The sequence below is a fragment of the Maribacter caenipelagi genome, assembly GCF_004364175.1.
In the GTDB taxonomy this organism is placed as follows: Bacteria; Bacteroidota; Bacteroidia; order Flavobacteriales; family Flavobacteriaceae; genus Maribacter; species Maribacter caenipelagi.
The window spans coordinates 138,628-154,345 of the sequence record NZ_SNZW01000014.1 but is presented as its reverse complement, the minus strand read 5'-3'; the positions used below and the strand labels follow the sequence as shown (position 1 = coordinate 154,345).

Annotated in this window: 14 protein-coding genes; 9 read left to right on the top strand and 5 right to left on the bottom strand. The window is 33.0% G+C overall.

Features of this window, described 5'->3' with window-relative positions:
- Window positions 1-103: 103 nt before the first annotated feature.
- The gene (locus DFQ03_RS08610; protein ID WP_133672770.1) at window positions 104-796 is read left to right on the top strand and encodes a nitroreductase family protein; all 693 of its coding nucleotides are present in this window, start codon (window positions 104-106) and stop codon (window positions 794-796) included.
- Between the two features lie 174 nt (window positions 797-970).
- Here DFQ03_RS08610 and hxlA read toward each other — a convergent pair whose 3' ends face one another.
- Both hxlA and hxlB read right to left on the bottom strand, forming a co-directional pair.
- Window positions 971-1,600, bottom strand: coding sequence for a 3-hexulose-6-phosphate synthase (gene hxlA / locus DFQ03_RS08605; protein WP_133672769.1), 630 nt, complete (start codon window positions 1,598-1,600; stop codon window positions 971-973).
- Window positions 1,601-1,650: 50 nt separating this feature from the next.
- Window positions 1,651-2,235, bottom strand: a complete 585-nt coding sequence (gene hxlB / locus DFQ03_RS08600; protein ID WP_133672768.1) for a 6-phospho-3-hexuloisomerase — start codon at window positions 2,233-2,235, stop codon at window positions 1,651-1,653.
- A 226-nt stretch (window positions 2,236-2,461) separates the two neighbouring features.
- Between hxlB and DFQ03_RS08595 the strand changes: the two genes are divergently transcribed.
- The 4 genes from DFQ03_RS08595 to DFQ03_RS08580 all read left to right on the top strand — a co-directional run bounded on the left by DFQ03_RS08595 (window position 2,462) and on the right by DFQ03_RS08580 (window position 8,107).
- Window positions 2,462-3,304 (top strand): helix-turn-helix domain-containing protein, encoded by an 843-nt coding sequence (locus DFQ03_RS08595; RefSeq protein ID WP_133672767.1) that lies wholly within the window; start codon window positions 2,462-2,464, stop codon window positions 3,302-3,304.
- Window positions 3,305-3,729: 425 nt separating this feature from the next.
- Window positions 3,730-4,590: a sigma-70 family RNA polymerase sigma factor gene (locus tag DFQ03_RS08590; RefSeq protein WP_133672766.1), complete on the top strand. Its 861-nt coding sequence runs from the start codon at window positions 3,730-3,732 to the stop codon at window positions 4,588-4,590.
- A 471-nt stretch (window positions 4,591-5,061) separates the two neighbouring features.
- A complete protein-coding gene (locus DFQ03_RS08585) occupies window positions 5,062-7,692 on the top strand; it encodes a PAS domain-containing sensor histidine kinase (protein WP_133672765.1) in 2,631 nt (876 codons plus the stop codon).
- Window positions 7,693-7,708: 16 nt separating this feature from the next.
- Window positions 7,709-8,107, top strand: a complete 399-nt coding sequence (locus DFQ03_RS08580; RefSeq protein WP_133672764.1) for a response regulator — start codon at window positions 7,709-7,711, stop codon at window positions 8,105-8,107.
- Between the two features lie 294 nt (window positions 8,108-8,401).
- On the opposite strand, the gene DFQ03_RS08575 is transcribed toward DFQ03_RS08580, so the two are convergent.
- The 3 genes from DFQ03_RS08575 to DFQ03_RS08565 all read right to left on the bottom strand — a co-directional run bounded on the left by DFQ03_RS08575 (window position 8,402) and on the right by DFQ03_RS08565 (window position 12,319).
- A complete protein-coding gene (locus DFQ03_RS08575; RefSeq protein WP_133672763.1) occupies window positions 8,402-9,733 on the bottom strand; it encodes a DEAD/DEAH box helicase in 1,332 nt (443 codons plus the stop codon).
- Between the two features lie 206 nt (window positions 9,734-9,939).
- Entirely contained in the window at window positions 9,940-10,980 is a 1,041-nt protein-coding gene (locus DFQ03_RS08570) for a leishmanolysin-related zinc metalloendopeptidase (protein WP_166637453.1), read from the bottom strand.
- 130 nt (window positions 10,981-11,110) lie between these two features.
- Window positions 11,111-12,319 (bottom strand): patatin-like phospholipase family protein, encoded by a 1,209-nt coding sequence (locus DFQ03_RS08565; RefSeq protein WP_133672761.1) that lies wholly within the window; start codon window positions 12,317-12,319, stop codon window positions 11,111-11,113.
- Between the two features lie 244 nt (window positions 12,320-12,563).
- Here DFQ03_RS08565 and DFQ03_RS08560 point away from each other — a divergent pair, with 244 nt between their 5' ends.
- Genes DFQ03_RS08560 through DFQ03_RS08545 form a run of 4 tightly spaced genes read left to right on the top strand, consistent with a single transcriptional unit; the run spans window position 12,564 to window position 15,672 of the window.
- Entirely contained in the window at window positions 12,564-13,148 is a 585-nt protein-coding gene (locus tag DFQ03_RS08560) for a TetR/AcrR family transcriptional regulator (protein WP_133672760.1), read from the top strand.
- A gap of 1 nt (window position 13,149) precedes the next feature.
- Window positions 13,150-13,821 carry an NAD(P)H-binding protein gene (locus DFQ03_RS08555; protein ID WP_133672759.1) on the top strand — a complete coding sequence of 224 codons (672 nt, stop codon included), beginning with the start codon at window positions 13,150-13,152 and terminating at the stop codon, window positions 13,819-13,821.
- Window positions 13,822-13,831: 10 nt separating this feature from the next.
- Complete coding sequence (locus DFQ03_RS08550) at window positions 13,832-14,464, top strand: nitroreductase family protein (protein ID WP_133672758.1); 633 nt, start codon at window positions 13,832-13,834, stop codon at window positions 14,462-14,464.
- Between the two features lie 50 nt (window positions 14,465-14,514).
- Window positions 14,515-15,672 (top strand): iron-containing alcohol dehydrogenase, encoded by a 1,158-nt coding sequence (locus DFQ03_RS08545; protein WP_133672757.1) that lies wholly within the window; start codon window positions 14,515-14,517, stop codon window positions 15,670-15,672.
- Window positions 15,673-15,718 lie beyond the last annotated feature (46 nt).

The window sequence follows — 15,718 nt, the reverse complement described above, 5'->3', positions numbered from 1 at the left end:
ATAAATACAGTGTTGCTCTCCTGCATTCTAAACCAATACTATTGATACTTTAAAAAAACAATATCTTTATGAGTAAAATTATTAATTAACATAATACTTGAAAATGGGCGCCGAATCTCATATATCTGTAAACGGACATAACCATGTCCTTTATAAAGAAAATGCATTGTCTAAAGAAGAACTCATTTCTAAAAGTGATGCCTTTTATAAACATTTAGATGAAAGAAGGTCAGTAAGAGAATATGCAGATGCCCCTGTGCCGAAAGAAGTGGTCGAAACTATAATAAAAACGGCATCAACAGCCCCGTCAGGTGCACATAAACAACCTTGGACTTTCTGTGCTGTTTCTAATACTGCATTAAAGGTAAAGATCAGAGAGGCTGCCGAAGCAGAAGAAAAGGAAAGTTATGAAAGTAGAATGAGCGACCGTTGGTTAAAAGATCTTGAGCCGATGGGTACAAATATGTACAAGCCCTTTTTAGAAGATGCACCTTGGCTTATTATCATTTTTAAGAAAGTACATGATTTAGATAGCGATGGTAAAAAGGTAAATAATTACTACGTTAATGAATCTGTAGGTATTGCCGCAGGTATGTTAATAACTGCTATACACAATGCAGGTTTGGTTACATTAACACATACTCCGAGTCCGATGAACTTTTTAGCAAAGTTATTAAATCGTCCAAGTAATGAACGTGCATTTTTGTTGTTACCGGTAGGCTACCCAAAAACACCAACGTATGTGCCAGATATTGAAAGAAAACCATTGGAAGCTATTTCAAAGTTCTATGAGTAATACTTTAAGTAATGATACTTTAACTATTAATTAATAATGTCTTAAATAGAATTTATTGCTTTTACTATCTGTGTATTAAACAGCTTTAATTACTGTGGTATAAAACAACAAATCCCCATAAAACTAATGAGGATTTGTGTTGCTGTAAAAGTGTAACTATCGCCTTCTACTTGCTTAAGCCATTGCCAATTCTTGTAATTCTTTGGCAGCTTTAGCAGGATCTTCTGCGCCATAGATAGCTGCACCGGCTACTGCAACCGTAACTCCAGAGTTTTTAACCGCGGTTATACTGCTTAAATTAACACCACCGGCAATTGAAACTGCCACTCCTGCTCTTGTTGCTTCATCAATTAATACTTGAATAGAGTACCCGTCTTCAGCTTGCTCATCTAAACCAGCATGCAATTCTACGAACTCAGCACCTAAAGCAATAGCTTCTTGTGCACGTTTAACTCTATCCTTTACTCCAATAGTATCTACAACTACACTTTTACCATGTGCTTTTGCTGACTTTACTGCACCTGCAATTGTTGAATCGCCAGTTGCACCTAAAACTGTTATATAATCTGCACCAGCACCGAAAGCCATATTAGCCTCTAGTTCACCTGCATCTGCAGTTTTAAAATCAGCTAATACCAATTTATCAGGAAAAGCATCTTTCATCTTCCTAATACCTGCTAAACCTTCACTTTTAATAAGTGGTGTACCTAACTCAATAATATCTATATACGGAGCAACTTTTGTTGCTAATGCAATAGCGTCATCAATGTTTAATAAATCTATTGCTACTTGTAATTTTGCCATAATATTCTATTTTAAATGTTATTTTTTTATATCTATTTTTCTATTTGTAATTATTCCATATTCGCATGACGTTTCCATAATTCAGAAGCAGTACTACCGTCAAGATCCCAAAGTGTTTGTATCAAAGCATCGAAAACCAAAAGCAACGATTGTTCAAAAAGGCTACCTGCATATTGTTTAGAAACATTTTCATCACGCTCTTGTTTTTGAGCAGCAGGTATAAGTACCGTTTGTATTGACAACTCAGCCAATGGTGAACTGCTATTGGTTGTTATACAAACTACATCTGCACCAACTTTCTTCGCAGTTTTTGCAGCGTTTACAATTCCGTTAGTAGTACCAGATCCAGAACCTGCAATGAATAAATCACCTTCACCTATAGCCGGTGCCGTAGTTTCACCAACGACATGAACGTTATACCCTAAATGCATTAAACGCATAGCAGCAGCTTTCATCATCAATCCTGTTCTACCGGCACCCATTATAAAAATATGCTTGGCATTATTTATAATTGGAATTAGCGCTGCTACATCATCATATTTTAAAGTGTGCACTAATTTTATGTGCTCATTTATAATGATGTTGATAGCACTTTCAACCAATTGGGAATTTTTATTTTTAAGTAAATTTTTCATAGTTACTACAATATTTATTACAGCTTCATCAATTCGTGTACAAAGTTATAGTGGTAATTACCGAAAGAGTTATACTATTTGATAGATGTGTGGTACAATTTGCCCATACCACAAAAATCGTTAGTATTATTTTCTATTTTTGTGGTACAATTTGGAAACAATAGCGTTTTAGGTTGAATTTAAGCTGAATTGGAATCGATTATAGAAGTACAAAAAAGATAGAATTATGCTGAGTGATCAAGTATTATATATTAAAGATTTAGGTAACTGTCCCCCAGCCTATTTAAATGACCCTGCCAGAAGAGATTTCTATGAGATTGTATGGTTGGTTAATGAGGATGCGCTTCATGAGCCACAACATGATTTTCAAACTTTAAAAGGGGATTGGATTTATTTGATTCCCCCTCACAGGGTTCATCAATTGAATAAAGCAGGAAAAAATGGAGTGCTTATTTCTTTTAAGCAAGAATTGTTGGAAGGTGATTTAAAGGAGTTTTTATTAGATGTTTTTAGAATTTTTAATATACAAGGAGAGTTTTCTTGTTTACAGGTAAATGAAGAGACCAGTAAAGGATTGGCGACCGTTCTGCAATTGTTAAAAGATGATTACAATAAAGAGACTGTAAACTTAATTATGGTGAAAGCACTTTTAAAAGTCTTTTTATTGAAGTTGATTCATTTAAAAGAACAACATTTTACGCTTCAAGATATTAATGAAAAGCGTGTTTATGAGTTTATGCTTTTGCTTGAAAATAATTATAAGGAAGAGCGTAATGCCAAGTTCTATGCAGAGCAATTGGGTATCAGCGCAAAACGACTGAACCAAATTTTAAAAGAAAAGCTAGATAAAACCGGAGTACAATTAATTCATGACCGATTAATTCTAGAAGCCAAAAGGCAGATTATACATAGTGAGAGTACGATAAAGGAAATTGCGTATAATCTAGACTTTAAAGACCACTCTTATTTTAGTCGTTTCTTTAAGCAACACGCAGAACAAACCCCGCAAGAGTTCCAGAAAAAGGTGAAAGAACATGTAATATCGCATGATAATACCTTGTATAGCTAATATATTTTAAACTTGTTTGTGTGCTAGGTTTTACCTTTTCAAACGATGACCTTGTTTTTGCCTGAACTCTTAATGACCAATTAACAAGACTCATTATTATTCGTTTTTAAGTAATAAGATTTAATTACTCATATGTTATAAAACAAATATTACTTATTTCGGTAAAATAATGGGGACAATTAATTGAAAAAGCATACAATTAAAACATCATAATACCTTTAGGTCTTCACGGTTTCTAAGTAGAACAATCATCCTATGTCTATCTATTATAGATTTGATAAAATAACATTGAATTACCGAAAAATATTATATTTTATTAATTGATTTTTAATATTTGTTAAAATAAAATCATCAAATATTCATATTCATTAGGATTTCATTAAAATATAGCTTATATTATAACAACAATAAAACAAAGATAATATATGAGGCAACTGAAGATCACTAAGCAAATTACAAACAGAGACACTAAATCATTAGAAAAGTACTTTCAAGAAATATCAAAAATTGATTTGATTACCGCAGATGAAGAAGTGGAGCTAACTAGAAGAATACGCGAAGGAGATCAAAATGCCCTAAATACCTTAGTAAATGCCAATCTACGTTTCGTAGTTTCTACGGCAAAACAATATCAAGGTAGCGGATTAAGACTTTCAGATTTAATCAACGAAGGAAATATTGGCTTGGTGAAAGCTGCAAAGCGTTTTGACGAAACAAGAGGTTTCAAGTTTATTTCCTATGCCGTTTGGTGGATCAGACAATCTATACTATCATCAATTTCTGAGCAATCGCGTATGGTACGTATTCCTCTGAATAAAATTGGTGAAATCAGTAAAATAAAAAAGGTGTACTCTTTTTTAGAACAATCTTTACAAAGACCACCTAGCACCATAGAAATAGCTAGAGAACTTGATATGAGTAGCACTCAAGTAAAGCTTGCTATGAAAAATTCTGGTAAACACTTATCGATGGATGCGCCTTTTCAAGAAGGAGAATCATCTAACTTATATGATGTAGTAAGCTCAAAAGATGCGAACAGACCAGATGCAGGTATGATGATGGATTCTCTTAAAACAGATCTTAATCAAGCATTAAATACACTGCCGAGTAGAGAAAGTGAAATAATTAAGCTCTATTATGGTATCGGTGAAAGTCACCCTAAAAGTTTAAGTGAGATCGGAGAACTTTTTGATTTAACTAGAGAGCGTGTTAGACAGCTTAGAGAGAAGGCTGTTCGCAAGCTTCGAAATAAATCTCAAAACGAAATGCTAAAAGCTTACTTGTAGAATACAGGTTTAAATTTATCAAACAAAAAGCCGACTTATTTAAGTCGGCTTTTTGTTTGATATAGAACTATACATAAATGGTGCTACCAAAAAATTATTTTTTAATATTTTATTGATTTATAATGGAACATATTTCTTTTGATGATTTGGGAGTTGTTAATTAATCTAACTGCAAATCTAGATAGTTGTTATTGTTTTTTTAAAGTATTCTTGAACAGAATAGTATGTTATTAAATATCCCCTTTACTTGTTCTTTTCTTTTTTGAAATTATATAATTAAACGTACTTTAAATCCAAGAAACAGTATCCGCTGTATACATGGTCATTCAAACCTAAAATAGTAATATTTTTCTGACAATACTATTTAGGCATCATATAGCGTTAGAGTAAGACAATTTAGCTATTATTTTAACTTAATAAATAATTTTTATTGGTTGAAATATTTCTTAAATTCATGTTAAAAGATGGTTTATGTATGTTGTTCTTTCTACTCTAATACTACTGTTAATAGTTTCTACGTGTATCCTTCTTTTATTCAATTTAAGAAATAGATTAGGTTTAGCTCCATTATATATATTACTTGGTGGCGTTCAGTATTTTCAAATTAACATTGAATATATAGAACCATATAAAATCTTGGGAGAATTTCCAGTATTTCCTCAATCTATTGTATTGTTTAGTGCTATGTTATTCGCCGTTTTATTACTTTATATAAAAGAGGGTGTCGTAAGTGCTAGAACACTCATTATTGCAATTCTTATTTCAAGTTTATTTATTATAGGTTTGTTTGAAATCTCAGCTCTTCAAGATTATTTTATAAGAAATGCCAATAGAACTGAGGATATTAATTTCACTTTATTCCCCAATTTAAATTTTAAAATATTTTTCATTGGAACATTTCTATTATTTTTTGATTTTGTCTTACTCACTAGTATTTATCAATTTTTGATTTCTAAGATTCATAAAGAACATTACTTTTTAATTCTTTTTTTATCACTTTGGTTAGTTCTCATTTTTGATGCGTTTACATTCCATACAGTTCTTTTTGTTGGTACTTCGAAATACACAGCTTCTTTAATAGGTAATTTTATTGCAAAAACATTATCTGCAATAATCTTTTCATTAATACTTTATATTTATTTGAAATACATAGATAAAGTATTCGAAACTACTTCATTTATAGCCAATCAAAACCGCGAAGTTCTTTCAATTTTAAATTACAAAAAAAAATATCTTGACCTTAAAATTGAAAAGGAAATTAGTGAAAAAAAGATCAGTGCTCAGTATGAGAAGACCTTAACCAGTATCTCTGATGGTATCACTACTTTAGATTCAAATTGGTGCTATACCTATGTTAATAAGCAAGCAGGTAAATTTTTGGGTAGAACCCCTGAAAGTTTGAAGGGTAAACATATATGGACCGAATTTCCTAATGTAGTCAGCCTATCATTTTATAATGCCTGTATAAATGCCTTTAAATCTCAAGAAGCGAATATTTCAGTAGAATACTTTTCTTCTTATGGTAAATGGTTTGAAAATAGGATATATCCTACCCCTGATGGGTTGACCATTTACTTTACAGATATTACTGAGAAAAAAGAAATAGAGAAAGCCTTGGTTGAAAGCGAAGCCTTTAATAAGGGTATTCTATCATCACTAACGGCTCATATTGCTGTAATTGATAAAACTGGCGAAGTTTTGGCCGTGAATAAAGCTTGGAATGATTATTCTGTAAAAAATGGAGGGCACAATTATGAAAGTAGTTCTGTTGGAAGCAATTATATAGAAGTATGTCAAAAAAGTATATCGGAAGGAGACCAATTATCACAAAATATATTGGATGGATTAAGGTCTGTTCTCAACCAAGAGACTAACCATTTTGAAATAGAATACCCATGTCATTATAAAGATGAAAAACATTGGTTTTCAATGCATGTAGAACCTTTTGGTACTGAATCGGACAAACTGGTTATATCACATAACAACATAACCCAACTTAAAATTGCTGAAGAGAAGTTAGAACGTACTAATTTAAAATTAAAGGAAGCCCAAAGAATGGCTAAACTTGGTAATTGGGAATATAACCCTGTAACCAAAGAAATCTTTTTCTCAGATGAAATTTATCAAATTTTTGAATTGGATAAGAATTCATCACAAGATTTATATGCAAGTTATAAATCAAAATGTATTCCAAAAGATCAAGATGCTCTTGATAAATTGGTATCAAATGCAATTAAAAATGAAACAGGATACACTATTGGTTATTATATTAAGTCAAATAAAATTGGACAAAAATATATTCAGGAAGTTGGTGAAATAGTAAAAGATGAAAACAGTAATGTGTTTTTAAAAGGCACAATACAAGATATTACCAAAGATAAATTGATAAGTGATGAATTAACTCAAAGCAACGAAGAATTACTTAAAATCAATACTGAACTAGATCGTTTTGTGTATAGCGCATCTCACGATTTAAGATCTCCATTAACCTCATTACAAGGATTAATACAAGTTCTTGAAATGCAAATAGATACTTCTGCAAAAGTTGATAAAGAACCCATTAAGTTAATGTCCCAAACCATAGATAAAATGGATAAGTTCATAGCTGATATTTTAGATTATTCATTAAATACAAGAAAAGAATTAACACATGAGAAAATTAATTTTGAAGCGCTCATAAAATCTAGTTGGGAAGACTTAAAGTACATGGATCTCGATTACAGACCAAAGCTTACTTTGGATATAAACCAAACTGTAGATTTCCTTTCTGATCCAAAACGTGTATCAATAATATTAAACAACCTTATATCAAATGCTTTTAAATACCATGACAAGAACAAAACAAATCATTTTATAAATATCTTTATTGTAGTAGATGGTGAAAAAGTTGTCATCGATATTGAAGATAACGGTATTGGTATCAAAGAAGAGTATGTTGATAAAATATTTGATATGTTTCATAGAGCCACTACATTATCTACAGGCTCTGGAATGGGACTATATATTGTAAAAGAAACGATAGAGAAACTAAAAGGGTCTATACATGTAGAATCTAAATTTGAAAAAGGAACTAAATTCAGTATCAAAATACCTAATTCCTAATAATAATAAATTTACTATGAAGCTAAAGGAGATAATGTTAGTAGATGATAATTCTATAGATAATTATGTTTCAAAAATTGTTGTTGAAAAAGAAAATTTTACAGAGACCATCACTGTAAAATCTTCAGCAATAGAGGCTTTGGATTATTTGAAAGCTAAAACCGATAATTTCCCTGAACTTATATTTCTGGACATTAAAATGCCCATTATGGATGGGTTTGAATTTTTACTTGAATTTTCAAAATTTACAGTCGATAAAAAAGAAAACTCAGCTATTGTAATGCTAAGCTCTTCTATAAATAATGCAGATATGGAAGCAGCTAGTAATGAACAACATGTAATTGATTATTTGTCAAAACCTCTTAGTAAAGATAAATTAGCTAAAGTGTTTGATATACTAATTCAAAAAAAATAATATTAAGAAGTTTTATTGGTCTTTCAGATTTTCGAAAAGCTATCTGCGATACAATTTTTATAGAATTTTAATGAAGAAATTAGATGAGCATTCTCCAAATTTGTACAATTAAAAAGTAACTACTAACCAATATTTACAGGTAGTATAGCCACTATATAAGCTATTTAAATAACTCCGTTCAGCTTCTAAAGAATCTAATGATGAAATTAACTAAGCAGCCAAACGTTCGTCACCCAAATAAAAATATGAGGTTAGACAGATTACATCATAATCGGGTGCTTCAAAACTTATCGATCATGGTTGTTTAGAATCCTTAGATTTTGAATTCGTAGTTGTAGTTTGAGCTATGTGATTGGCTAATATCTTCTCTACCAATTCGTCTTTGGTCAAGTGGTGAAAAATGGTTTTTACTTTAGTTTTAAATTCCTCAGATACTTCGCGATTAGGCTTGGTCTTAAAGATTTTTTTAGCCCAAAGTAGCGTATTATTTTCTTCAATACTCTGCGCATCTGCCTTTTGGTACTTTGAAAATGAAATACCTAATTCTTTTTCAAAATCAAAGACTTCGGCAATTTCTTCTTTTTGTAAAATAGTTAACGAAAGTCCCTTCTCCCCTGCTCTGGCAGTTCTTCCGCTGCGGTGAACATAGGCATCGAAAGTATCTGGTAAATGATAATTAACCACATAACCCAGTTCTTTTACATCGATACCACGCGCAGCTAAATCTGTTGCAACTAGTATATCTATATGGCCCTCTCTAAACTGACCCATTATACGATCACGAATACCTTGAGATAAACTACCATGCAAAGCACCCGATGAAAATTTATTTATAGCTAGGTTTTTCGCCAGCTTATTGACTGCAGCTTTTGTTTTACAGAAAATAATGCCACGCTGTCCCTCTTTTGTATTTAAGAAGTGCATAAGCACATCTAATTTTTCAATAGGCTCTACAACAACATATTTATGATCAATACCTTGATGACCAACGGTAGACATATCTGCTTCTAAATGTATCACATGTTTAGACATGTAATTTTGAACCAACTGTTTTATTGCTCCAGACATGGTAGCGGTAAACAATAATGTACGTCTAGCCTTTGGTATGCCTGCTATTATAGTATCTAAATCTTCTTTTAAGGCTGTAACCATTTCATCGGCTTCATCTAAAACCAAAAACTTTAGTTTTTTAATATTAATAGCCTCACGTTTTACCAAATCGACCAAGCGACCAGGTGTAGCAACTACAATATGAGTTGTTGTTTTTAAACGCTCTATTTGAGGTTTTATGGGAATACCGCCACATACCGTTGCTATTGATATAGCAGGACTATGTTTCGCATACGAAATTAGGTTGGCATGAATCTGTTGTGCCAATTCTCTGGTCGGTGCCAATATCACAGCTTGTACAGCGGTGTTCTCTGTATTGATTAATTGTAGTAACGGTAAACCAAAAGCTGCGGTTTTTCCAGTTCCGGTTTTTGCTAAAGCAACAAGGTCATCTTTTTTATTTAAGACAACAGGTATACATTTCTTCTGAATATCTGTTGGAACAGTAATCTGTAACTCTTCTAAACTTTGTACTATTTCTTTAGTAATTCCTAAATCTGAAAACTGATTTGACATAAAATAATTTTCGGCAAAGATAGGTACAGTTTTATTAGGCAACCGTATAAAGGGCTAAAGCTTACAATTAAAGTTCATTGGCTGTTTACGTTTTAATGGCATATTAAAATGAACATAACAAAAAAACTTGCACCATATTTTAATGATGCAAGCTTTAGAAATTTGAGTTGTTTTTAGGGTTTTGATATCCTAAATAAACATGAAGATTATTTTTTAACGTTTACAAAACCTCTTAAAGGAACTAATTCTTCCATTTTAGCAATATTTAAGCCAGGATTTTCAGCAGTACCTTCATCGCCTAAATCGCTAAGGTCAACACCTTCTGTACCACGTGGTAAATCATAAGATTCTCCAACTGATGCAGAACCATAACCAAGGTCTCTCATAGAACCGGCAGTAATTCTACTTAAAGGATTTTCTCCAAGATTTAAGAATCCGGTCATTAGTTCGTTATTAAGTGTAGCTTCTCTCCAATGGCCTAAAGCGGTACCTGGACCACCAAAGTTTTCTACAGGTAATTCATTAGTTCCGCCTTCTGCATTCCAAAATACATTTGCTTTTTTACCAGTGAAGTAAGGGTTGGTATCAGGACCAGCTCTCAATGTTCTGTCAAAACCAAAAGGAGCTGTATTCCAAAGTGTACCTACACCTAAAACATGACCCATTTCATGAACGATAACTTCTTCGAACAAATCGATTTCTTCAAGAAAATCTAAATCTTCAACATCAAAAAACATAACGCCTGTCAAAGATAGAAAGTCATCTGTTCTTACGAATTGTGGACCTGCCTGACCAAGAATTCCTCCTGGTCCATCAATTGGAGCTAACGCTACCTCTATAACCAAATCATCAATTGAATCAATATCAGGAAAACCATTGAAAGCAGAAGGAATTGGCCCTGCAACATCTGGTACATCTTTGATGATAATTCTTTCCCAGCGTGCTGCTGCAGCTTCAAATACCTCTACTTGTCTTTCTGTAGGTGGTAGTAAATACTTTAAGGTAATATTGTAACGGCCTTTTTCTGCGTTGCCGGACTTTGCTGTTTCTAAATTGGTAACGCCTAAATCATTAATGATTATTGGGGTACTAGTGGGGGCTTTTAAGGCAATTTCTAGCGATTTACTTTCTTGCGTAATTTCAATTTCAGAATCTAATTTTTCTTCTGTGCAAGATGTCATAAAAAATGCACTCATAGCGCATCCCATTGCTAAAAATTTACCTGTCTTTTGTAAAGTGTTCTTCATAAAAAAAATAGTGTTAAGTGTAATTATTAAATGTTTATTATTAATTGACTGTATTAAACATATCAATTTTGTTAAAATTAACATAATAAATTTTTTTGTGCAATTCTGTTTAACAATTTTGATTTCTATTTTATGTTGTCAAATCTCTCCATCGTCTCATTCCATATTCATACAACTTATCACCTTGTAAAATCGAAAGATTATTGTTGCGCTCTACTTTAAACTCTATCGGCTGATTATATAATTGTCCGGCTTTCCATGCGCTAAAGCATTTTATAAGAGTCTCTATTTCTTCATCTTTGGTAACGTCCATATCTAATTTATATAAATCTTGCACTAGCGGTATCAATTCTTTAACTGTATGCTCATCGTAGTGTATTAGTGGTGATAGGCGTATTATTTGTTCGTTAAGCGGTTTCCCTGTTGATGCCTTTAAGAACATCATGGCAATGTAGTTAGCGGTATCTGGTGGTTGATATAAAATGGTTTTGGCCTGGTGTAAAACTGTTTCTTTAAAAAAGTTTAATTGTGGTTTCCATTTAGAAAAGGCAAATTTCTTTGTTCTAAAAATCAACGCAATCTGTTTCCAATCCCAAAAGTCTTTCTTGGCATCGGCAGACATTAGCGTATTACTAGTGCCCAGAGATATGACCTGTATTGTTTTTAAATCAATACCTAGCTTATACGCTTCAATAATTCCTGCTAAAATTGGGTTATTGAATCCGCCTAAAGCACCATCCCATAACTCATAAAAAACTTCGCTCTTCTTAGCTTTAAATCGTGCGGGAAAATCAAAATATTGAACAGGTGCATTAGACGAACCGTTTATAGCTTGGGTTAATCTAACGGAGTCATAGCCTTCAGGATTTGTTGAGAATGATTTAAAGAATTTTGCCCTGTTGTTTAAAGCATCATACGTGGCAATAACTATTTTGAGGGATTCTTTACCAATCAGTATGGGTATTTGATCCATCTGAATTTTATCAATTTCAGGAAAAAGATATTCAAAAGCTTCTTTTTTACTCTTTGAGCTATATTTAGGACCAAAACCGGCATTGAACAAACCAAGATAGTCAACTGGAAAATATCTATCCTTAAAGGAGTTTTTATGAAAAATTAATTCTCTGTTTTTCTTTTCTTTAAAAAGAGAAATAGCTTTGTCTATAGTATAATTTTCAGCCAACGCAGCTAAGACAATACTGCCGCCTGAATTGGCAATTACGAGATCAAATTTCTTTAAAATATCGTGACCCGTTAGATTGCCATATCTATCTTTTAAGGTAAGTAGTTGAATAATAGCCCAACTGCCACCGCCATCTAGAGATAGAATTTTATACATTTTCAAAAATAATTTGGGATATTAACGTAATGTCTTCAATTTGAAATTAAAAAAACGAGGGAACTACCTATAATTTACTTTCTAAAATTAGAGAAATATGAAATAAGTTGTTTATAGAATGTTGTTAGAATATATAAGGACATTATGTTTTTCTATCGTCTTTTCATCCTGTTCAAATTAAAGTTCTGTTAATAAAAAAGAATGAACGTTCATTTTCTGTAACTTTGAAACACAAATAATAAGTATGGCAGCATTACAGAAAAGCATAGATAAACGAAACGCATTAATAAATGCCACTATAGAGTTGGTGAACAATGATGGTTTTCATGCGACACCGATGAGTAAGATTGCAAAAATGGCTTGTGTATCTCCCGCCACCATATATCTCTATTTTGAAAACAAACAAGATTTGGTAAATAAAACCTACATAGAGGTTAAGGCTAACTACACTGCTTATGCCTTTGCCACATATTACGAAACTATGCCAGTTGAAGAAGGTTTTAAGGTGATTTGGCACCGTATAGCAGAGTTTAAATTGAAAGAAAGTGCCGATGCCATGTTTCTTGCACAATGTGATAATACACCGATGATAGATGAAGCAAGCAGACAAGAAGGTATTAAGCACTTACAACCCCTACTAGATTTATGGGCACGTGGTAAAAAAGAAGGTATTATAAAACCATTGTCAGATTATATGCTATATGCCTATGCAATTAATCCGCTTTCTTTTTTAATGATCGCCCAAAATAGAGGTTCGGTAAAATTAGATAAGGAGCAATTGGAGCAAGCTTATGAAGCGGCATGGAGCAGCATAAAAACTTGTAAGTAATATGAAAAAAACAGCTATAATATTAGGAGCTTCGGGTTTAACAGGTGGTCTGTTATTAGAGAAGTTAATTGATGACGATAGGTACGACACTATAAAATTATTTTCTAGATCACGAATTGAAGGATTACCTAATAAAGTGCATCAGCATATTGGAAACTTATTAGAGCTTGACCAATTTGAAAAAGAATTCACGGCAGACGAAGTGTATTGTTGTATAGGTACTACTGCAAAGAAAACTCCAGATAAAAAACGCTACAAAGACATTGATTACGGTATACCTGTTGCTGCGGCAAAATTGGCGAAAGAAAATGGAATCTCTACCTACTTAGTGGTATCTGCAATGGGGGCAAATAAAAAAAGTAAAGTGTTCTATAATAGAACAAAGGGAGAAATGGAGCAAGATGTTTTCAACCAAGGCATACCCAATACATCAATTTTAAGACCCTCATTAATTGGTGGGGAAAGAGATGAACAACGGATGCTTGAAAAAATAGTATTAGTAGTATTTAAAGCCATTCAGCCTCTATTTTTTGGTCCGTTGAAAAAGTACAAAATCATAAATGCAGAAACCATAGCTCAAGCAATGGTGAATTTAGCGAATACTAAAAGCAATAGCGATGTTATCATAACATCTAACGATATAGAACAATTAGCAAAACGCAACTTAAAATAGAAAGATTAAAATGGAATTATTAGATAAATTAAATTGGAGATATGCCGCTAAGGCTATGAACGGTAAAAAAGTAGCCGAAGATAAAGTAGAACGTATTTTAGAAGCAGCTCGTTTAGCACCAACATCTAGCGGATTACAGCCTTTTGAAATTATAGTGGTCAAGAACCAAGACATTAAGGAACAGATCAGACCCGTAGCTTGGAACCAATCTATGATTACAGATTGCTCGCACCTACTTGTTTTTGCAGCTTGGGATACTTATACCGAAGATAGAATAAATTATATGTTCGATTTAACCAATGAAATAAGAGGTTTTAAAAACGAAGGATGGGAAAATTATCGTAAGATGTTGCTAGATTCTTATCCACAGAAAGATGAAGAAGAGAACTTTAATCATGCAGCAAAGCAAGCATATATTGCTTTTTCGCAAGCTATTGCAGCAGCAGCTTTTGAAGAAGTGGATGCTACCCCTATTGAAGGGTTTGATCCGGCTGCGGTAGACAAAATTTTAGGATTACGAGAAAAAGGATTGCGTAGTGCAGTTTTATTGCCATTGGGGTATAGAAATGAAAGTGAAGATTGGTTGGTGAATCTAGTAAAGGTGAGAAAACCAATGAAAGACTTGGTAACGGTTATCGAGTAATCGTTTATTAAACTATAAGAATAGATTATAAATTAAAAAGAAGAGAGAAAATGAACAATTTTGAATTTAAGAATCCGACCAAAATTATTTTTGGAAAGGATACCATAGCGAAATTAGAAAGTGAAATTCCCGCAGATGCTAAAGTACTACTGCTTTACGGTGGCGGAAGTATAAAGAAAAACGGTATTTACGAACAAGTTACCAAAGCATTGTCTAAGGTAGATGTAACTGAGTTTGGTGGTATACCTGCAAATCCTGAATATGCCGTGCTGATGGAAGCATTAGAGGTAATAAAAGATAAAAAGATTACCTATTTATTGGCAGTTGGTGGAGGATCAGTAATAGACGGAACAAAATTTTTATCTGCCGCATCGATATATGATGGAGATTCTCCTTGGGATATCTTGACAAAGAATATCAGATCTAAAGAAGGAATGCCTTTTGGTACCGTTTTAACCTTACCGGCAACAGGTTCAGAAATGAATTCAGGTGCGGTAATTACAAGAGCGGAAACCAAAGAGAAATTAGCCATGGGCGGACCAGGATTGTTTCCTGAGTTTTCAATTTTAGACCCACAGGTAATTAAATCAATACCTGAGCGTCAATTAGCAAATGGTATTACTGATGCTTTTACACATGTACTGGAACAATACATGACCTACCCTATAGGTGCATCTTTACAAGATAGATTTGCAGAAAGTATTTTGCAGACTTTGATAGAAGTTGCTCCAAAAGTATTGAAGGATCCAACAGACTATAAACCGGCTGCAGATTTTATGTGGAGCTGTACAATGGCATTGAACGGATTAATTCAAAAGGGAGTGCCAGGTGATTGGGCAGTGCATATGATGGGTCATGAATTAACGGCGTTGTTCGGTATTGATCATGCACGTACACTAGCCATTATAGCGCCAAGTCACTATAAGTACAATTTCGAAGCTAAAAAAGAAAAATTAGCACAGTACGGCGAACGAGTTTGGAATGTAACCGAAGGTAGTATTGATGATAAGGCTTATGCAGCCATTGAAAAAACCGAGGCATTCTTTCATCAGTTAGGTATCGATACCAAGTTATCTGATTACACTAAAGATTATGAAGGTACTGCCGAAGAAATTTCTAAGCGATTTACAGATCGTGGTTGGAAATTAGGAGAACGTCAAGCTTTATTGCCAGAAGACGCTCAGAAAATTGTTAAAATGGCTTACTAAGTACGTCAAACATTATATTTCTTGGAAAGAGCTGCCCTTTATAAGG